The organism is Methylobacillus draconifructus (genome assembly GCF_045984385.1).
GTDB lineage: Bacteria > Pseudomonadota > Gammaproteobacteria > Burkholderiales > Methylophilaceae > Methylobacillus > Methylobacillus flagellatus_A.
Genome location: NZ_JBJQIJ010000004.1, coordinates 251159 through 270113 on the forward strand (window position 1 = coordinate 251159; position 18955 = coordinate 270113).

Genomic DNA, 18955 nt, shown 5'->3' on the forward strand with positions numbered 1-18955 from the left:
ACTTGAAACAACCCATGAGCACTACTCCTATAGCATTGGTCGAATCCCTGGATCACGAAGGCCGCGGCGTGGCCCACGTTGAGGGTAAGACTATTTTCATCGACGGCGCCCTGCCCGGGGAGCATGTCACTTACAAGACCCGCCGCCGCAAGGACAGGTACGAGGTCGCCGATGTGGTGGACGTCTTGCAGGCCTCGAATTTGCGCACCCAGCCCGCTTGCGAGCATTTCGGCGTCTGCGGCGGCTGCGCGATCCAGCACCTGGAGTTTTCCGGGCAGGTGGCGGCCAAACAGCGCATGCTCGAGGGTAACCTCTGGCATATCGGCAAGACCCGTTCCGAGCGCATGCTGTCGCCGATCTACGGCCCCGCATGGGGGTATCGCCACAAGGCCCGCTTGCGGGTGCGCCATGTGGCGAAGAAAGGCGGCGTGCTGGTCGGGTTCAATGAAAAATCCAGCAGCTTCGTCGCGGACATGGACAGCTGCAAGGTGCTGCCGCCCCATGTTTCCGCCCTCATCGTGCCGATGAAGGAACTGGTGGGCCAGCTCAGCATACGCGACCGCCTGCCGCAGATCGAGGTGGCGGTAGGGGAGCTGACCACGGTGCTGGTGCTGCGCATACTCGAACCCTTGCAGCCGCAGGATGCCGCGCCCATCAAGGCGTTTGCCGACCGCTACGGCGTGGAGGTCTGGACCCAGAGCAAGGGGCCGGATACCGTGCAGCCGTTCTACCCGCAGCAAGGGCCTGGCTTGAGCTATTCCTTGCCCGAATTCAACCTGACCTACCCGTTCAAGCCCACCGAGTTCACGCAGGTCAACCCGCACATCAACCGCGTGATGCTGCGCCGCGCCATGCAACTGCTGCAGCCGCAGCCGGGAGAGCGTATTGCCGATTTCTTTTGCGGCCTGGGCAATTTCACCTTGCCGATCGCGCGCAGCGGCGCTTCGGTGTTCGGCATGGAAGGCTCGGCCGCGCTGGTGGCGCGCGCCAATGAAAGCGCGGCCCTCAACGGCTTGGCCGGGCAGGTGGAGTTCCAGGAGGCGGACTTGTTCAAGATGATGCCTGAACTGCTGCAGTCCTTGGGCCGTTTCGACAAATGGCTGATCGACCCGCCGCGCGACGGCGCGATCGAGCTGGTGAAGGCATTGCCCGATATTGATGATGCGAAGGCCGATGCGTCGCATGCGCCACAGCGCATCGTGTATGTGTCGTGCAACCCGGCAACGTTGGCGCGCGACGCGGGGATACTGGTGCATACCAAGGGGTATCGCCTGCTGGCCAGCGGGGTGATCAATATGTTCCCTCATACCTCGCACGTGGAGTCCATCGCGTTGTTCGAGAGGGCAGGCCCGTGATGTGGCGGCAGGCATGGCGGCTCGGCAGCCTGGCCACCATGATGGTGGTGTCGCTGCTATTGCTGGATGCCTGCAGCCGTGATACCGCCCCGGTGCAAATCCGCAGCGCGGTCAGCCAGCTGCCGCAAACGCTGGACCCGCGCTATGCCACGGATGCGGCTTCCGCGCGGGTCAACCGCCTGCTGTACCGCTCCCTGGTCGATTTTGACGTCCATGCCCATCCGACGCCATCGCTGGCCAGCTGGCGCGTGCTGTCGCCGCGGCTATTCCGCTTCACCCTCGGGCAGCATGGCCGCCATTTCCATGACGGACGCTACCTGACGGCGGAAGACGTCGCTGCGACTTACCAGTCCATCCTGGAGCTGGCGGATTCCCCGCATGCGGCCGAGTTCGCCAATATCAGCAAGATAGAGGTGCGCGACGAAAATACCCTGGATTTCTTCCTTAAGGATGCCGACAGCAACTTCCCCTCGCGCCTGATATTGGGGATACTCCCCGCCGAACTGATCGCGCGGCAGCACGACTTTTCGAACGAGCCTGTCGGCAGCGGCCCGTTCAAGTTTGTTTCGTGGCAGCGCTCGCTCAAGCTGGAGCGCCGGTCCGACCGCAAGCGCTTCGTGTTTGAGGAAATCCGCGACCCGACCGTGCGCGTGCTCAAGCTGGTGCGTGGCGAGACGGACATCCTGCAAGGGGATTTGCCGCCGGAGCTGGTAAGCTACCTGCAGAAGCAGCCGGGGCTGGAGGTGCAGGAGTCCGAGGGGTCCAATTTCGCCTACATCGGCCTGAACCTGCAGGATGCCATCCTGCAAAACCCCTTGGTGCGCCAGGCATTGGCGCATGCGATCGACCGCAAAGCCATCATCAAGCATACCCTGGTCGGCGGCAGCCGGCTGGCGGAAAGCATCCTGCCGCCCGAGCACTGGGCGGGCAACGGCAACCTGCAGCCGTACGAATATGATCCGGCGCTGGCGCGCGAGCTGTTGCAGCGCGCCGGGGTCAGCCTGCCCTTGAAGCTGATATATAAAACCTCCACCGATGCCCAGCGGGTCCGGCTCGCTACCATGATGCAGGCGCAGATGCGCGAGGCCGGCATCCAGCTCGACATCCGCAGCCTGGACTGGGGAACGTTCTTTGACGACATCAAGCGCGGCAATTTCCAACTCTACGGCCTGATGTGGGTGGGGATCAAGACGCCGGAAATTTACCACCTGGCGTTCCATTCCTCCTCCATCCCGCCCAAGGGCGCCAATCGCGGCCATTATGCCGACCAAAAGACGGACGAATTGATCGCCGTGAGCGACTGGGCCAATGTCGCGGCGCGCGTTCATGAGCAGTTGCCGTATATCCCGCTCTGGTACGAAGGCCAGTTTGCCGCCACACGCAATAACATCACGGGCTACCGGCTGCAGCCGGACGGAAGCTGGGACGGCCTGGTCAACGTCAAGCGCAGCAAGCTGAAGTCTGTATTCCCGGGCAAGAACCCATTGGAGGGGTTCTAGATGAGGATTGAGGTCTCTATCCCGTTGCAAACGCTGCGCGTGCTCGACGATGCCGGGCGTTTGCTCGGGGACTATCCTGTATCCACGGCGCTTAACGGGGGCGGCGAGCAGAAAGACAGCTACTGCACGCCCCGCGGCCTGCATGTCGTGCGCGCCAAGATCGGCGCAAAGCAGCCGCTGGGCGCGGTTTTCCGCGGGCGCAGGCCCACGGGCGAGGTATGGACGTCCGCATTGCATGCGCAACATCCCGGGCGCGACTGGATATTGACGCGCATCCTCTGGCTGTCCGGCTGCGAACCCGGTTTCAACCGCCTCGGCAACGTCGACAGCATGCAGCGCTATATCTATATACACGGCACCCCGGATAGCGAACCCATGGGTGAGCCACATTCCCACGGCTGCATCCGCATGCGCAACGCCGATGTGCGCGAGCTGTTTGACTTGGTGCCGATCGGAACCCAAGTGATGGTGCTGGATGCTTAAACGCGTGCTGGGCATTGTGCCGGTGGTCTTCGGCGTCCTGCTGCTCACATTCCTGCTGGTGCACCTGGTGCCGGGCGACCCGGTCGAGGTGATGCTGGGCGAGTCTGCCCCGATGGCGGACCGCGACAAGCTGCGTGCGGACTTGGGGCTGGACCAGCCCTTGCCGGTGCAATTCGCCCATTACCTGGCAGCGTTGTCACATGGGGATTTCGGCCGCTCCATCCACAGCCGCAAGCCGATCTCGGATACCTTGCTGGAGCGCCTGCCTGCCACTGCCAGCCTGGCGTTATGCGCCTTGTTGATTGCCATCGGGCTGGGCTTGCCCCTGGGAATTGCCGCCGCCTTGAGGCAGGGCAAATGGCAGGATAGCCTGGCGACATTGCTGAGCCTGGCCTTGTCCGCCATGCCGCATTTCTGGCTCGGCCCCTTGCTGATGCTGCTGCTGGCGTTATGGCTGGGCCTGTTGCCGGTCAGCGGCATGAGCGAGCCGAGCTCCATCGTGCTGCCTGCGCTGACCTTGGGCTTCGGCCTGGCGGCCATTCTCACGCGCATGACCCGCGCCAGCCTGCTGGAAGTATTGAACGAGGATTTTGTCCGTACCGCGCGCGCCAAGGGCATCAGCGAACGCAAGGTGATCCTGCGGCATGCCTTGCGGGCTGCGTTGTTGCCGATCGTCACCGTGGTCGGCTTGCAGCTTGGCAGCCTGCTGGCGGGTACGGTGATTACCGAGACGGTGTTCGGCTGGGAAGGCATAGGGCGTTTGCTGGTGGAGTCGATAGAGAAGCGCGACTACCCGGTGACGCAGGCCTGCGTCGTGGTGATTGCGCTGACTTACGTCGTGATCAACCTCCTGACCGATCTCCTGTATGCCCGGCTCGATCCCAGGGTGAGGTTCGCCTCGTGAAGCGCTGGCCATATTGGGTGTTGGCCTTCTGGCTCGCGGTGGTGGCATGCTCGCTATTGCTCGACCTGAAGCCGGACGACATCGACTTGGCACAAGTGCTGGTTGCACCGGGAACATATCACGTGCTCGGCACCGACGACCTCGGCCGCGATATCGCCGCGCGGCTTGCCGCCGGGGCGGGCGTTTCCATGCTGGTGGCATTGCTGGTGACGGCCGTGACGCTGAGCGTGGGCACCGCGGTCGGATTGCTTGCCGGCTATTGCGGCGGCTGGGTGGACCGGGCGCTGATGCAGGTGACGGACGTATTCCTGGCCTTTCCCGGCATTCTGCTGGCGATCGCATTTGCCGCCGTGCTAGGGCCCGGCCTGGACAACCTGCTGCTGGCATTGTGCATGACTTCCTGGGTGGGCTATGCCCGCCTGACGCGCGCGCAGGCCCTGAGCCTGCGCCAGCGCCAGCATGTGCAGGCGGCGCAATCGCTGGGGGCGTCGGCATGCCGCATCATGCGCAAGCACATGCTGCCCCTGTTGGCGGCGCCATTGGTGGTGGAAGCGACTTACAGCATCGCTGGTCTGGTAATCGCCGAAGCTAGCCTGTCTTTCCTCGGGCTGGGCATCCAGGCGCCGCATGCCTCCTGGGGCGCCATGCTCAGGGACGGCGTGCGCTATTTGCTGGTCGCGCCGCATTACGTACTGGCAGTCGGCATCAGCCTGATGTCGGTGGTGCTGGCTGTCAACGTGCTCGGAGACCAACTGCGCGACGCTTGGGATGTCAGGCGAGCCAGGGATTGAGAGGAAGGACCATGCAACAGCGCAGTTATCGGTACTATGATTTCGTGATGGTGGCGTTCGTGGTGGTGCTGGTCTGCTCCAACCTCATCGGCCCGGCCAAGATCGCCCAGCTCGATTTGCCGCTGGTCGGCACCCTTACTTTCGGCGCCGGTGTGTTGTTCTTCCCGATTTCCTACGTGTTTGGCGACGTGCTGACCGAAGTCTACGGCTATGCCCGCTCGCGCCGCGTGATCTGGACCGGGTTTGCCGCACTCGCATTCGCTTCTGCGATGGCCTGGATCATCGTCGCCTTGCCGCCCGCCCCGTTCTGGGAGAACCAGCGCGCCTACGAGATCGCGTTCGGCTCGGCGTGGCGCATATCGCTGGCCGGGTTGATCGCCTTTGCCTGCGGCGAGTTCGTCAACTCCATAGTGCTGGCGAAAATGAAGGTCTGGACCGAAGGGCGCTGGCTCTGGATGCGCACCATAGGCTCCACCATCGTCGGCGAAGGCGTGGATTCTTTGCTGTTCTACCCGCTGGCATTCTATGGCAGCGGCATCATTCCAGACGATAAACTGCCGCTGGTGATGCTGGCGCAATTTCTCGCCAAGACCGGGGTTGAGGTAGTATTGACGCCGGTGACCTACCGCGTGGTGGCATTCCTCAAGCGCGCCGAGAACGAGGACTACTACGACAGGCATACCGATTTCAATCCGTTCCGCCTGCAATAGCGGGCTTTTACACTGACTTGACTGAATAAACATGACACTAGGCCCCATCATGCTCGATGTCGTCGGCACCGAGCTTACCAAGGAAGACATTCGCCGCATCCGCCATCCCCTGGTGGGCGGCGTCATCCTTTTCGCGCGCAATTTCGAGTCGCCAACACAGCTCAAGGCGCTGACGGACAGTATCCATGCCGTGCGCCAGCCCCCCTTGTTGATTGCGGTTGATCATGAAGGCGGACGCGTGCAACGCTTCCGTGAGGGCTTCACGCGCATCCCGCCTATGCGCGAGTTCGGCAAGATATGGGACGAGCACCCGCGCAAGGCAAGGCAACTGGCGGAGGAGGCGGGCTGGATCATTGCGGCGGAGCTACGCGCCCATGGCATTGATTTCAGCTTCACGCCCGTGCTCGATATGGATTACGGCGAAAGCCAGGTGATCGGCGATCGGGCTTTCCACGGCGACAAGCAAGCCATCAACGAACTGGCGTTTTCACTGATGCAAGGCCTCAAGCGCGGCGGCATGGCGGCCGTGGGCAAGCATTTCCCCGGCCATGGGTATGTGGTGGCGGATTCCCATGTGGCGATTCCCGTGGATGAGCGCGATTTCGACCAAATCGCTTCAACGGATATGCAAACCTTCCGCCAGCTTATCGACGACGGCATCCAGGCCATCATGCCCGCCCATGTCATCTATCCCAAGGTGGATGACAAACCCGCAGGCTTCTCCGAGCGCTGGCTGCAGAAAGTGCTACGCCAGCGCCTGGGTTTCAACGGCGTGATCTTCAGTGACGACCTCTCAATGGAAGGCGCAGGCGTGGCGGGAGACGTGACCCAGCGGGCGCTTGCGGCGCTCAACGCGGGTTGCGACATGGTGCTGCTCTGCAACCAGCCGGAGAAGGCGGACGAACTCCTAGCCAATCTCAAGTGGGACATCCAGGCGCAAAGCCTGGCACGGCTTGCCCGCATGCATGGCGGACGGCATCCTTCCAGCATGGTGGCCCTGCATGAAGACCCTGACTTCATGCAGGCGGTGCATAAGGTCGGCCTGGTAGGCAAGGCGGATGGGGATTTGCCATTCGCGTGACGTAGGCTGCAAAGAATGATTGAATTTGAAGCGGGCGGTAGTGGTTGACGCTGCAAGGTTTCAATTAAAAAGTCGACTTGGTTTTTAATGCATGCGATGCTTCACCTGTAGCCTTGGTGTATTTATTTCAGCCAATCACCGCGATATGGTTGAAACTTTCGAGGTTATTGGCTAGTCTTAGCGACATAGTTTCAGTTTTTTCCTAGGGGGTACATTAGATGCAAGCGAATTACCAAGTCGCCAATACTCAAACGCTGCCGGCAGGCGCGCACAAGGTATTGCGCAATACTTACATGATGCTGGGCCTGACCATGGTGCCGACCGTGATCGGCGCGCTGGTCGGCATGTCCATGAATTTCTCGTGGATGGCCGCCAGCCCGATCATGTCCTCGCTGATCATGCTGGCCGTGATGTTCGGCCTGTTCTTCGCGATTTCGGCCAACCGCAACAACAGCTTCGGCGTGGTATTGCTGCTGGGCCTGACCTTCTTCATGGGCCTGATGCTCGGCCCCATCCTGCAGGTGGCTTTGAACCTGCGCAACGGCGGTCAATTGGTTGGCCTGGCTGCAGGCGGCACCGGCCTGATCTTCCTGACTCTGGCCGGGATCGCAAGCACTACCAAGAAGGATTTCAGTTTCCTCGGCAATTTCCTGTTCGTCGGTTTGATCCTGTTGATCATTGCCTCGCTGGCTAACCTGTTCTTCCAGGTGCCTGCCGCTTCGCTGGCGATCTCTGCCGTGGCAGTGCTGCTGTTCTCCGGCTTTATCCTGTTCGATGTGAACCGGATCGTGCGCGGTGGCGAGACCAACTACGTGATGGCAACCCTGGCCTTGTACATCAATATCTACAACCTGTTTGTCAACCTGCTGCAATTGCTGATGGCATTCATGGGCGAGCGTGATTGATCTTTAGCCGCTAAGACAAGAACCCGTCCTTGTGGCGGGTTTTTTGTTTCAGCGTATCATCGAGCATATCCTGTCGAATCCAATACATGACTGACCTTACCGCCAACTGGCCCTCTCTCGGCTCAGCGATCAAGCAGCGCACGCCCGGTATTCCGGTGACTAAGTGCCTGATCGCGGCCAACCTGCTGGTGTTTATGCTGATGTTGTTCAATGGCGCCGGTTTCTGGCACTCCCCCAACAACGTGCAGCTTGCCTGGGGCGCCAACTTTGGCCCGGCGACGCAGGATGGGGAGTGGTGGCGTTTGTTCACGGCCTTGTTCCTGCATTTCGGCGCCGTGCACCTGGCGCTGAACATGATCGCGTTCTGGGACGGCGGCCAGCTCGTGGAGCGTATGTACGGTCATTGGCGTTACCTTGCGATCTATCTGGTCAGCGGCTTGGCGGGCAACCTGCTTTCGCTGGTATGGCAGGGTAACCAAGCGGTTTCCGGCGGGGCCTCGGGTGCTATTTTCGGCATCTACGGCGCGATGATCGTTTTCCTCTGGTTGGAAAGGGCATTGCTGGATCGCCATGAGTTCCGCTGGCTGTTCGGCGGCGCCTGCGTATTCGCCGTCGCGACCATCGCATTGGGTTTCATGATTCCCGCGATCGATAATGCAGCGCATATCGGCGGGTTTGTCGCGGGTATGCTGACCGGCTTGCTGTTGATGCGCGGCTTGAAGCCGCAAGAAGTAGTGCCGCGTCTGCCCAGGCTGATCGGCGGCGGCTTGCTGCTGGCTGCCGTTTCCATCATGCTGCTCAAGCTGCCTACGCCTAAATACAGCTGGGGCGATGAATTGCTGTTGCAGAAGGAAATCAATGCCTTTATCCAGGAAGACCAGGCGATCAACCGCTCCTGGCTGCATATCATGCATGAAAGCAAGCAGGGCAACGTGACTTATCTGGAGCTGGGGGAGCAGATCGAGAACGATATCACCGACCGCTACCAGGAGCGCTACGAGGCCTTGTCGCAACTGCCCTACGACCCCAACCTGCCGTCTGCCGCCAAGCTGGAGAACATACTGCAGTACACCAAGCAAAAGCGCGATGCTTCGCGCGCCCTGGCCGAGGAGCTCAAGCAGGGCAGGAAGCCGGCCAAGCCTGCTCCTTGAGCATTTGACCTACCGAGTCTTGAGCCTGTCCAGCCATGTCACTAGCAGCGATAGCAGCCAGAGCATGGCCTTGAACGTGTTCATGACCGGGATCAGGCTCCAGAACACGCTGCCGAGAATCTGCCTGCAGAGCATGGATTTGAAACAGGCCGTCTTGTAGATGGTGGAAAGCAGGCAGAGCCCAAGCGATACGAAGTAGATCACGATATACTCTTCTGGAATCATTGTTTCCTCCTCGGTTTTCCTGCCTGTTCATCCAGGCGTTTAATTGTCGCCGGGTTTTTCTGCCTTTTGTTGCCGCCGCCGTTCGGCAAAGAATTGCGTGAGCGTAGCGCTGCACTCTTCCGCCAACAGGCCGCTTTCCACCGTGGTGTGGTGGTTGAGTTTTTCTTCTGCCATGAGGTCGATGACGCTGCCGCAAGCACCGGTCTTGTAATCATGGGCGCCGAATACCAGGCGTGCGATGCGGGCATGCTGGATCGCGCCTGCGCACATGGCGCAAGGCTCCAGCGTGACATACAAGGTGCAGCCGGTCAGGCGGTAGTTGCCCAGCCTGGCCGCGGCATCGCGCATGGCGCGGATTTCGGCATGCGCGCTGGGGTCGTGGCCCGCAATCGGCGCGTTGCTGCCGCGGCCAATCACCACGCCGTCTTTCACGACCACGGCTCCCACGGGGACTTCGCCGATCAGGGCCGCTTCCTGTGCCAGTTGCAGTGCGATGCGCATGAAGTATTCGTCGGTGGCAGGGGGGGCTATATGAAGTGCTGGCATCAACAATCTAGTCTTTCTATCAATGACCGTAATTCTGCCATGGTTTTGCGTTCAGCATGCGGTTCTGCATGCGGTCCGTAACGAAATGCGAGGTAAAGCCGGGTGATGCGGGCAATTTCTGCTTCGTGCTGCGGCAACAGCTTGCCGGCGCGTTGCTGGATGCTGAGCGGTCCTTCGCCGGCCCCGGCCTGTATGCCGCGGCGCGAAAGCTTGGCCAGGTAGCGCAGGTAGAGCGCTTGCGCCGGGTCGATTGGCATGCGCTTGCGGCGGAACAGCAGGGCGCACAACAGTAATGCCATGAGCAGCAGGCTGCCGGTGAGCCACAGCATGAGTTGCTGCCAATTGACTGTCGTGCCCGTGATGCGCGAGAGTAATTCAAGCTGGCGCTGCTGGTTGTAGCCTAGCACCCATTGGTTCCAACCGTTGTTGACGGCGTCCCAGTTCAGGTACAGCTTGCGCAGCCAGGCGTGATCTTGCCGTGCCAGGATGGGCAGCAGGGTATTGTCGGTCAATGCGGTATTGATGCCGCTATCCACCCGGGATGGCGCGACCGCTGCGGTGGGGTCCAGCCTGACCCAGCCCCGGCCTTCCAGCCAGACTTCCACCCAGGCATGGGCATCGGATTGGCGCACGATCAGATATTGCCCCACGGGATTGGTCTCACCGCCTTGGTAGCCCGTGACGATGCGTGCGGGAACGCCTGCTGCGCGCATGAGATAGGCAAAGCTGCTGGCATAGTGTTCGCAGAAGCCGCGCTTGCTGCTGAAGAGAAAATCGTCGATAGCATCGTCGCCTAGTTGCAGCGGGGTCAAGGTATAGAAAAATTCCTGGCTGCGGAACATGGACAACGCGGCATCGATGATGCGCTCAGGCGTTTGCAATTCACGTTGCCAGGCCAGTGCCAATGCGCGGCTGCGCGGATTGCCGCCTGATGGCAGTTGCAATGCCTGGGCAAGCTCCTCGCTATTGAGTTCGGGAGCAAGGCGGTATTGCGCGTGGGAGCTGCCGCTGTAGCGCATCCGGGTGCGGACCGGCATTTGCGCGAGGGCCTGCCGTTCGCTGGTCAGGTAGCTGCCCGCCGGCAGGGTGTGCGGAATATCCAGCATCAACAGCCAGCGGCGGTTGTGCGGTTCCAGCGTGACGGTGTAGTCGACGGTTTCCCCGAGTCCTTCCAGCTTTTCCACGGCATGGCCATTTCCTGCCATATGCCAGCCGCGGCCATCGTATTGCCAGAGTACCGGCCCGCGCCAGTAAAGCTGTTGCTGCGCAGGAATAGCTCCCTGGAACTGCGCACGGAAGGCCACTGCGCCGGACAGGCTGAGTTCGCTGATGTCGCCTGGCTGCATATGGTCATTCAGGCCGCTCATGGCGCGGTAGGCGTCCTGCGGCACGCCCCAGAGCGGGCCTGGAATGCGCGGGAACAGCAGGAACAGCACCAACATCAGCGGCGCTGCCTGCAACAGCAGGGTCAAGCTTAGGCGGCTGCGCAAACGGTTGGACAGGACGCCGTGCGGGTAGCTGATGCCGACCAGGCACGCTGTCAGGCCGAATACCGGGAGCAGCAGGTAGCCGCCGACCCATAGCGACTGGTCGAACAGAAAGGCGGTGACGGTGAGAAAGTACCCGGCAAAGATCAGGATGACGTAGTCGCGCCGGGTGCCGGACTCCATGAGCTTGAGCGACAGCATCAGCGCAAGCAACGCCACGCTGGCGTCGCGCCCGAACAGGGTGCGGTATTGCAGGTAGATCCCGGCGACGCCCAGCAGGGTGATCGGCAGCAGCAGCCACAGCCTGGGCATGGTCCAATGCCTCCATTGCAATAGCAGGCGCCAGGCCATGAATAACAGGATCAACGCGCTGGTCCACAACGGAAAGTGGCTGAAATGCAGCGTCATGGCGAGCAGCATGGCCCCCAGCAGCCAGTGGAGGTCGGCCTTGCCGGGCTTGATGGCGAGGCTCATTCAGCCTCCAGCAGGGCAAGCGCGCGCAGGCAGGCTTCATAATGCGCCTGGCTGTGTGCCGGGGCGATATGGGTGCCGGGCAGGCGCAGGCCATAACGCTGGTCGGCGTCGTGCGCCTGCATGATCCAGCTGGTGAGCTGGCTCAGGCGCTGCTCCAGGCCGTTGCCGGGCGTCTGGGCCAGGTCCAGCCATACCTGCTGTTGCGATTCGGCATGGAATTCGCGGCTGTACATGCCTTGTTCGCGCGAGGACGCTTTCCAGTCTATGCGGCGCGGAGAGTCGCCTCGTTGGTAGAGCCGCAAGCCGGCAAAGTCTTCGTCCCCGACCTGGGAGGAGAGGCTGCCGCCCCGGCCCGGCATATTGCCTTGCGGCAGTGGCAGGGAGCTGGATGCCGGGCGGGGATACACCAGGCAACGCACGCCGGGCTCCAGTTTGCTCCACGCGCGAAACAGCCCGCCGGGGAACCCGGTGGAGAGGGTAAGTGTGCCGATAGCGTGCCAGCCGCGCTTGAGCGTCGGGCTGCCGATTGCCAGCGTGCCTGTGCCGTTAGCCGGCACATCGACGAACAAAGGCTGTTGGCCCCCGATGCCGGCGGCAATGGCGAGGCGGTCACGTCCGCGGTCCTCCGTCAGGGTGATTTGCAGTATGGCATCCTGCCCGGCAAAAACGGCGGGTGGCGGGGCGGCCTCCACCTGCAGCCATGCCAGGTTGCGCCAGGTGTGCAGCAGGGAAACCAGCGCCATGCCTGCGAGCAAGAAGGTGAGGATGAAGCCCAGGCTCAAGGTGTAATTGATGGCTCCTGTGAGCATGGCGAACAACACGATGGCAAGACCCCAGCCTGCGCGGCTGGGCATGATGTATATCCGTTGCCGCGTCAGCCGGGCGGGCAAAATTGCGCTATGCCGCCGTAACAGCCTGGCCGGCCAAGTTGGCTTGATGTCAGGGGATGGCGACGGCATTCAGCAAATGCTGGGCGGTGTCCGCGACGGCGCTGCCGGAGATGGGCTGCAGGCGATGGCCTGCCACGCCGGGCAGTACGGCCTGGATGTCTTCGGGGATGGCGAAGTCGCGGCCATGGATCAACGCCCAGGCTTGCGCGCATTGCCGCAGCGCAAGCCCGGCACGGGGCGAGAGGCCAGCCGTGAACTGGCTGGAATTGCGGCTGTATTGCAACAGCGCTTGCAGGTAGTCCAGCAGCGCATCGGAAAGATGCACGCGGTCCACTGCCTGTTGCACGGCAAGCAACCCGGCAGCATCGATCGCCTGTTCGGGCGCATGGATGCCGTGGCGCCCGCCATTGTTCCGCAGCAGGTCGCGTTCGGCGCGCGGGTCGGGGTAGCCCAGCTTGATGCACATGAGGAAACGGTCCAGCTGCGATTCCGGCAGGGCGAAGGTGCCGATATGCTGGGATGGGTTCTGGGTGGCGATCACGAAGAAGGGTTTTGGCAGCGGGCGCGTTTCGCCTTCTAGCGTCACCTGGCCTTCTTCCATTACTTCCAGCAGCGCGCTCTGGGTCTTGGGCGTGGCGCGGTTGACTTCATCCGCCAGCAGCATCTGGGTAAACACGGGGCCGGGATGGAACTTGAAATCGGCTTCATTGCGGTCGTAGACCGATACGCCGAGGATATCGCCCGGCAGCAGGTCGCCGGTGAATTGTACGCGGTTGAACTGCAAGCCCAGCACCTGGGCCAGCGTATAGGACAAGGTGGTCTTGCCCATGCCTGGCAGGTCCTCTATCAGCAGGTGCCCGCGCGCGAGGAGGGCAGCAAGGGCCAGCTTGATTTGCTGCTCCTTGCCTAGAATGATGCGGCCGGTATTGTGGATGATGGCCTGGATCTGGGCCTGCATGCTGTTTCCTTAAGGTTTGTTTCAATCGACTTGCTGTTTCTGGCCCCAGCGTACCAGTACGAATGTCAGTCCGAGCATGAGGCCCGCGCCGACCCAGAGCACCACTTCCATGGGATCGGGCGTGACTTCCTGCACTGGCATGATGATGAGTTTGCGCAGCACCAGCACCATGGCGACCTCGATAAAGGTTTCCACTTCCAGCTTGGCGCCCATGAGGTAGCGGATCTCGGCGGAAATCAACGCCGAGATCGACCACAGCAGCATCAGCGTGCCCAGGGCGTTGAGGAAGCCGTGCACGAGGTTGTTGGCGGCAAAGGCCTCGCGCACATCGATGAAAAATAGCCAGGTGAACATCATCACGGACACTGCGAGTGCCAGCCCGATGGTGATATGCGCGAAACCATTCAGCCAAAGCATGGCGCGGATGGTGTAGCGGTTGATGACATTAAATTCGCGTGGAAAATGGTTCTGTGCCATGGTTGTGCCCTGTCTCCCCTTTGTTTGTTTATGGCGTGTCGTTATTCAACGGCATCATTGCTTGATTTTTGAGGCGGGACGATGCTCAGCGACCAATATACCAAATTTCCGCTGAACAAATGCTGGCTCGTCTCATCCGGGCATGAACGCCTCGACGTCGATGGTCTGCAATTCCTGCAGCAGCCATTGCTGCGCCTTGCCCCCGCCGCTGCGCCAGGCGATGTAGGCGACGACCTCCGGCTTGGGTTCCGCCACTTCGCGGATCAGCAGTTCGCCGCGGGCGGCATGGTATTCGGCGAGCTTGCGCGGCAAATAGCCTACGCCCAGCCCCTTGATCTGCGCCAGCGCCTTGCTTGGAATATCGGGAACCGACAGCACATCCTGCCCGTCCAGGATGCCGGAAGTCTTTGGCGGCAGGTGGCGCGAGCTGTCTGCCGCCGAGATGGAACGGTGCTGCTGGATGTCGTGGTTCGTCAGCGGCTCTGGCGCTTGCGCCAAGGGATGGTGGGGCGCCACGGCGAATACGAACTCCATCGTGCCGAGCAGGCGCGTGGTGTAGCCGCCGCCCGGCGGCCCTTCGCCTGGCGCGCCTATCGAGATGTCCGCCCGGTTGCTGATCAGGGCATCCCAGCTGCCGCCGTAGACCTCGCGCAGCAGGTGCACGCGGGTGCCGAAGCCTTGGCGGTAGAAGCGTTCCATGATGTCGTACAACGGCTCCAGTCTGAGGATGTCGCTGATGGCGATGCGGATGTCGGTTTCTATGCCGGTGGCGACGCGGCGCACCCGGCATTCCAGTTCGCCGGCCGCCTTGAGCAGGTGGCGGCCTTCGCGCAACAGCTCCAGCCCGGCCTCGGTGAGCTTCGCCTTGTGCCCGCTGCGGTCGAACAGCTTGATGTTGAGGTCGTCTTCCAGCGTGCGGATGGTGTAGGTGATGGCAGAGGGGACACGGTAGAGGCTCTCGGCTGCCGCGGAGAAACTGCCTTCGCGGTCAATTGCATCCAGCACTTCCAGCGCCTCGATGGAGAGCTTGATGCTCATGCCGAGGCTTTCGGGAGCGGGTCGCGCTCGCGCACCCAGAACAGCGTGGCGCCCGCAATCGCCGCCGGCATTATCAATACGTTGAGGCCGGGAACCCACAGCGCCGCATAGACGCTGGCGCCAAAGCCCAGGCTTGTCAAGCGCTTCTGCCTCAGCCAGGCCAGCATGTCCTGCCAGCCAAGCTTGTGGTTGTCCGCAGGGTAGTCGAGGTATTGCACGCACATCATCCAGACGCCGAACAGCAGCCACAAGGGCGGAGCGAGCAAGTTGAGTCCGGGGACCAGCGACAGGATCATGAGGCCGAGCGCGCGCGGCAGGAAGTAAAGCAGCTTGCGCAGTTCCCGGCCCAGGGTGCGGGGGACGATGGCCAGCAGTTCCTGCAGGTTGAACGCCGGAAAGTCATCCTGGCCGCGGATCATGACTTCCGCCTTTTCCGCCAGCAATCCGTTGAAAGGCGCGGCAATCAGGTTGGCGAACAAGCTGAAGGTGAAGAAGATGATCAGCGCGAGCAGGATGACGAACAGGGGCCAGGCAAGATAGGAAAGGAACTCCAGCCAGCCGGGCAACGTGGACAATAAGCCCGCGATCCATCGGTCGAACTGCTTGACGGCGTAATAGACCATGCCGATGAAGAGCGCGAGGTTGGCAAGCAGCGGCAGCAGCACGAACAGGCGCAGGCCCGGGCTCAATACCAGCTTCAGGCCTTGCAATAGATATTGCGGTCCTGAAAGGCCACGAAGTTGAATGTCGGTTGTCATCGGCTGTGGGCGGCGTTGCGCAACATGTTCATAATTTTTGAACAATATATACAAAATTCTTTGCTATTCATACTGCAAGCGATTATCTACCATGCCTGCTGACGTTCAATATTATTGAAAATGAAAAGAGGGGCATCATGATCAGTCTACGTAAAGCCCAGGACCGCGGCCATGCCAACCATGGTTGGCTCGATAGCTACCATTCGTTTTCCTTTTCCGGCTACCACGATCCCGAGCACATGCACTATTCGGTGTTGCGCGTGATCAACGAGGATGTGATCGCGCCCGGCATGGGGTTCGGCATGCATCCGCACCGCGACATGGAAATCATCACCTATATGCTCAAGGGCGAGCTGCGCCACGAGGACAGCCTGGGCAACGGCTCGGTGATCCGTGCGGGCGACGTGCAGCGCATGAGCGCGGGCACCGGCATCGTCCACAGCGAATTCAACGCTTCCGACCGCAGCCAGGCACATCTTTTGCAGATATGGCTGTTGCCCGAGAAGGAAGGGATAGCGCCTGGCTACGAGGAGAAGCATTTTGCCGCCGAGCAGAAGCGCGACCGCTGGTGCCTGATCGCGTCGCGCGACGGCAGCGAGGGTTCATTGCGCATCCATCAGGACGTTGCTCTGTATGCAACAGTACTGTCTGAAAACCAGCAGATCGAATACGGCATGCAGCCCGGTCGCAGCGTATACCTGCAGGTGGCGCGCGGAAGCGTCACCCTGGATGGGTTGCTGCTCGAGGCTGGCGATGCCGTCAAGGTCGACGCGCAGCAACATATTGAGATCACGGCAGGGGAAGAAGCAGAAGTGCTGCTGTTCGACCTGCCATCTCATACGTCCCATTAATCTTGTGTATTGAAAGGAATATCATGACGAAAGTTGTAGTGGTGTATCACAGCGGCTATGGCCATACCGAAGTTCAGGCGAAAGCGGTTGCGCGCGGGGCGGAAAAAGTGGCCGGCACCGAGGTGCGGTTGCTCAATTCCGAGGAGGCGCAGCAGGATTGGGAGGCGCTGAACGCGGCGGACGCCATCATCTTCGGCAGCCCGACCTACATGGGCTCGGCTTCCGCCCAGTTCAAGGCATTCATGGATGCCAGCTCCAGCATCTGGTATAACCGTGGTTGGAAGGACAAGGTGGCGGCAGGCTTTACCACTTCAGCAAGCCAGAGCGGCGACAAGCTCAACACCATCGTGCAGCTCACCATATTCGCCGCCCAGCATGGCATGATCTGGGTAGGCAATGATCTGCTGCCGGGGAACAATAGCAGTGCGGGCTCAGTCTATGACTTGAACCGCCTGGGCGGGTTTCTGGGCGCGTTGGCCCAGGCCAATAGTGACCAAGGCCCTGACGTCGCCCCATTGCAGAGCGACTTGCTTACCGCGGAACACCTGGGCGAGCGTGTTGCCGATATCACCAAGAAGCTACGCGGTTAATATTAATAACGACTTTTTGATACGCAGAGAGGAAATGCAATGAAACATTCCATCGCTAAACTGGGCCTGGTTGCAGGCCTGTTCGCGGCAAGCAGCCTGGCGTTTGCCGCTGCCGAGACTTACGAGATCGACAACAAGCACAGCTTCGCCAACTTCGCGATCCGCCATGTGGTTTCCAAGACTTCCGGCACCTTCAGCGACATCACCGGCAAGCTGGTCATCGACAAGGACAACCTCGCCAAGTCTAGCGTCGATGCCAAGATCAACGTGCTGAGCGTCAACACCAGCAACGAAAAGCGCGACGAGCACATCAAGAAAGAGGAATACCTCAATGCCGGCAAGTTCGGCGAGATCCACTTCGTCAGCACCAAGATCGAACCCACCTCCGCCAGCCAGGGCAATGTCACAGGCAAGCTCACCATCAACGGCGTGACCAAGGACGTGACCTTCCCGTTTGCCGTGCTCGGTTTCGGCAAGGACCCATGGGGCGGCTTGCGCACCGGTATCGAAGCCAAGACCATCATCCGGGCGTCCGACTACGGCTACACCTGGGGCAAGCCTGGCTCCCCGGTGGGCGATGACGTCGAAGTCACTTTGCTGATCGAAGGCGTCAAGAAGTAGGCCTTGCCCGTCCTGCCTTAACCTGAAACGCCCGCAGGTGCCGCTTGCGCGGCGTTTTGTTGTTTGATCACGGAGGAAATTCATGTCTGCCGATTTATTCAGCCCGACCAAGTTGGGCAGCATCGCGCTCACGAACCGCATCGTCATGGCGCCCTTGACCCGCAACCGCGCCGGCAAGGGCAACGTGCCGCAACCCATCAATGCAGAATATTACGCCCAGCGCGCTTCCGCCGGGCTGATCATCACCGAGGCGACGCCGATTTCCGCTACGGGGCACGGTTATCCCGCCACCCCGGGCATACACGATCTCGAGCAAGTCGAAGGCTGGAAGCTGGTCACCCAGGCCGTGCATGCCAAGGGCGGCAAGATTGTGCTGCAGCTCTGGCATGTGGGGCGTATCTCGCACCCGTCCCTGCAGCCCGGCAATGCCTTGCCGGTCGCGCCTTCCGCCATCAAGCCGGCAGGTCAGGCCTTCACCTACGAAGGCTTGCAGGATTTCGTCACGCCGCGTGCATTGGCAATCGAGGAGCTGCCTGGCATCGTGGCGGATTATGCGCGTGCCGCGCGCAATGCGCTCGAGGCCGGTTTCGACGGGGTCGAGATTCATGCTGCGAACGGCTACCTGCTCGACCAGTTCCTGCGCGACGGCACCAACCATCGTACCGATGAATACGGCGGCAGTATCGAGAACCGCACGCGTCTGCTGCTGGAAGTGACCAAGGCGGTGGTCGAGGTAGCGGGCGCCGACCGTGTCGGCGTGCGCATCTCGCCGCTGAATCCGTTCAACGATATCAGCGATTCTGACCCGCAGGCATTGTTCAACCATGTGGCCGAGAGCCTAAGCCCGTTTGGCCTGGCATACCTGCACGTTGTGGAAGGCGGCATGGGTGGAGAGGGTGTGCCGCCGTTCGATTTTTCCGCGCTGCGCAAGCATTTCAAGGGCGGCTACATCGCCAACCTCGGCTACGACAAGGCCAAGGGCGATGCCGCGATTGCCTCGGGCCATGCCGACGCGGTCGCCTACGGCGCGTTGTACATTGCCAACCCCGACCTCGTGGAACGCTTCCGGCAGGATGCGCCGCTGAATACCCCTGACCAAGCCACATTCTATGGCGGCGATGCCAAGGGCTATACCGATTACCCAACTCTACAAGGATAATA

At 61.3% G+C, this 18955-nt stretch carries 21 protein-coding genes; 13 read left to right on the top strand and 8 right to left on the bottom strand.

Annotated features, from left to right (window positions below):
* Positions 1-14 precede the first annotated feature (14 nt).
* The 9 genes from rlmD to ACKF11_RS10315 all read left to right on the top strand — a co-directional run bounded on the left by rlmD (position 15) and on the right by ACKF11_RS10315 (position 8879).
* Positions 15-1355 (top strand): 23S rRNA (uracil(1939)-C(5))-methyltransferase RlmD, encoded by a 1341-nt coding sequence (gene rlmD / locus ACKF11_RS10275; protein ID WP_407996979.1) that lies wholly within the window; start codon positions 15-17, stop codon positions 1353-1355.
* Entirely contained in the window at positions 1355-2854 is a 1500-nt protein-coding gene (locus ACKF11_RS10280; RefSeq protein ID WP_407997171.1) for an ABC transporter substrate-binding protein, read from the top strand. Before rlmD ends, ACKF11_RS10280 begins: the two co-directional genes overlap by 1 nt.
* Positions 2855-3337, top strand: coding sequence for a L,D-transpeptidase family protein (locus ACKF11_RS10285; protein ID WP_407996980.1), 483 nt, complete (start codon positions 2855-2857; stop codon positions 3335-3337). It abuts the gene before it with no gap.
* On the top strand, positions 3330-4241 hold the full coding sequence (nikB, locus tag ACKF11_RS10290) for a nickel ABC transporter permease (RefSeq protein ID WP_407996981.1): 912 nt from the start codon (positions 3330-3332) through the stop codon (positions 4239-4241). The genes ACKF11_RS10285 and nikB overlap by 8 nt, the downstream gene beginning before the upstream one ends.
* On the top strand, positions 4238-5032 hold the full coding sequence (locus ACKF11_RS10295; RefSeq protein WP_407996982.1) for an ABC transporter permease: 795 nt from the start codon (positions 4238-4240) through the stop codon (positions 5030-5032). Before nikB ends, ACKF11_RS10295 begins: the two co-directional genes overlap by 4 nt.
* An 11-nt stretch (positions 5033-5043) precedes the next feature.
* Positions 5044-5742 (top strand): queuosine precursor transporter, encoded by a 699-nt coding sequence (locus ACKF11_RS10300; RefSeq protein ID WP_407996983.1) that lies wholly within the window; start codon positions 5044-5046, stop codon positions 5740-5742.
* Between the two features lie 31 nt (positions 5743-5773).
* Positions 5774-6823, top strand: a complete 1050-nt coding sequence (gene nagZ, locus ACKF11_RS10305) for a beta-N-acetylhexosaminidase (RefSeq protein ID WP_407996984.1) — start codon at positions 5774-5776, stop codon at positions 6821-6823.
* A 218-nt stretch (positions 6824-7041) separates the two neighbouring features.
* Positions 7042-7728, top strand: coding sequence for a Bax inhibitor-1/YccA family protein (locus ACKF11_RS10310; protein ID WP_407993779.1), 687 nt, complete (start codon positions 7042-7044; stop codon positions 7726-7728).
* A gap of 86 nt (positions 7729-7814) precedes the next feature.
* Entirely contained in the window at positions 7815-8879 is a 1065-nt protein-coding gene (locus ACKF11_RS10315; RefSeq protein ID WP_407996985.1) for a rhomboid family intramembrane serine protease, read from the top strand.
* A 9-nt stretch (positions 8880-8888) separates the two neighbouring features.
* Here the strand turns inward: ACKF11_RS10315 and ACKF11_RS10320 are convergent, their stop codons facing one another.
* The 8 genes from ACKF11_RS10320 to cysZ form a co-directional block, all read right to left on the bottom strand.
* Positions 8889-9104 carry a hypothetical protein gene (locus ACKF11_RS10320; RefSeq protein ID WP_407993777.1) on the bottom strand — a complete coding sequence of 72 codons (216 nt, stop codon included), beginning with the start codon at positions 9102-9104 and terminating at the stop codon, positions 8889-8891.
* Positions 9105-9143: 39 nt separating this feature from the next.
* Complete coding sequence (gene tadA / locus ACKF11_RS10325; protein ID WP_407996986.1) at positions 9144-9650, bottom strand: tRNA adenosine(34) deaminase TadA; 507 nt, start codon at positions 9648-9650, stop codon at positions 9144-9146.
* A complete protein-coding gene (locus ACKF11_RS10330; RefSeq protein WP_407996987.1) occupies positions 9650-11611 on the bottom strand; it encodes a transglutaminase TgpA family protein in 1962 nt (653 codons plus the stop codon). Before ACKF11_RS10330 ends, tadA begins: the two co-directional genes overlap by 1 nt.
* Positions 11608-12465, bottom strand: a complete 858-nt coding sequence (locus ACKF11_RS10335) for a DUF58 domain-containing protein (protein ID WP_407996988.1) — start codon at positions 12463-12465, stop codon at positions 11608-11610. Before ACKF11_RS10335 ends, ACKF11_RS10330 begins: the two co-directional genes overlap by 4 nt.
* A gap of 85 nt (positions 12466-12550) precedes the next feature.
* The gene (locus tag ACKF11_RS10340; protein WP_407996989.1) at positions 12551-13459 is read right to left on the bottom strand and encodes an AAA family ATPase; all 909 of its coding nucleotides are present in this window, start codon (positions 13457-13459) and stop codon (positions 12551-12553) included.
* A 21-nt stretch (positions 13460-13480) separates the two neighbouring features.
* Complete coding sequence (locus ACKF11_RS10345) at positions 13481-13936, bottom strand: phosphate-starvation-inducible PsiE family protein (protein WP_309566792.1); 456 nt, start codon at positions 13934-13936, stop codon at positions 13481-13483.
* A 132-nt stretch (positions 13937-14068) separates the two neighbouring features.
* Entirely contained in the window at positions 14069-14974 is a 906-nt protein-coding gene (locus tag ACKF11_RS10350) for a LysR family transcriptional regulator (RefSeq protein WP_407996990.1), read from the bottom strand.
* Positions 14971-15732, bottom strand: a complete 762-nt coding sequence (cysZ, locus tag ACKF11_RS10355; protein WP_407996991.1) for a sulfate transporter CysZ — start codon at positions 15730-15732, stop codon at positions 14971-14973. Before cysZ ends, ACKF11_RS10350 begins: the two co-directional genes overlap by 4 nt.
* A gap of 137 nt (positions 15733-15869) precedes the next feature.
* On the opposite strand from cysZ, the gene ACKF11_RS10360 reads away from it, so the two are divergent.
* The 4 genes from ACKF11_RS10360 to ACKF11_RS10375 all read left to right on the top strand — a co-directional run bounded on the left by ACKF11_RS10360 (position 15870) and on the right by ACKF11_RS10375 (position 18953).
* Positions 15870-16583: a pirin family protein gene (locus tag ACKF11_RS10360; protein WP_407996992.1), complete on the top strand. Its 714-nt coding sequence runs from the start codon at positions 15870-15872 to the stop codon at positions 16581-16583.
* Between the two features lie 23 nt (positions 16584-16606).
* The gene (locus ACKF11_RS10365) at positions 16607-17173 is read left to right on the top strand and encodes a flavodoxin family protein (RefSeq protein WP_407996993.1); all 567 of its coding nucleotides are present in this window, start codon (positions 16607-16609) and stop codon (positions 17171-17173) included.
* 39 nt (positions 17174-17212) lie between these two features.
* Positions 17213-17794: a YceI family protein gene (locus ACKF11_RS10370; protein ID WP_309566796.1), complete on the top strand. Its 582-nt coding sequence runs from the start codon at positions 17213-17215 to the stop codon at positions 17792-17794.
* A gap of 82 nt (positions 17795-17876) precedes the next feature.
* A complete protein-coding gene (locus tag ACKF11_RS10375) occupies positions 17877-18953 on the top strand; it encodes an alkene reductase (RefSeq protein WP_407996994.1) in 1077 nt (358 codons plus the stop codon).
* Positions 18954-18955 lie beyond the last annotated feature (2 nt).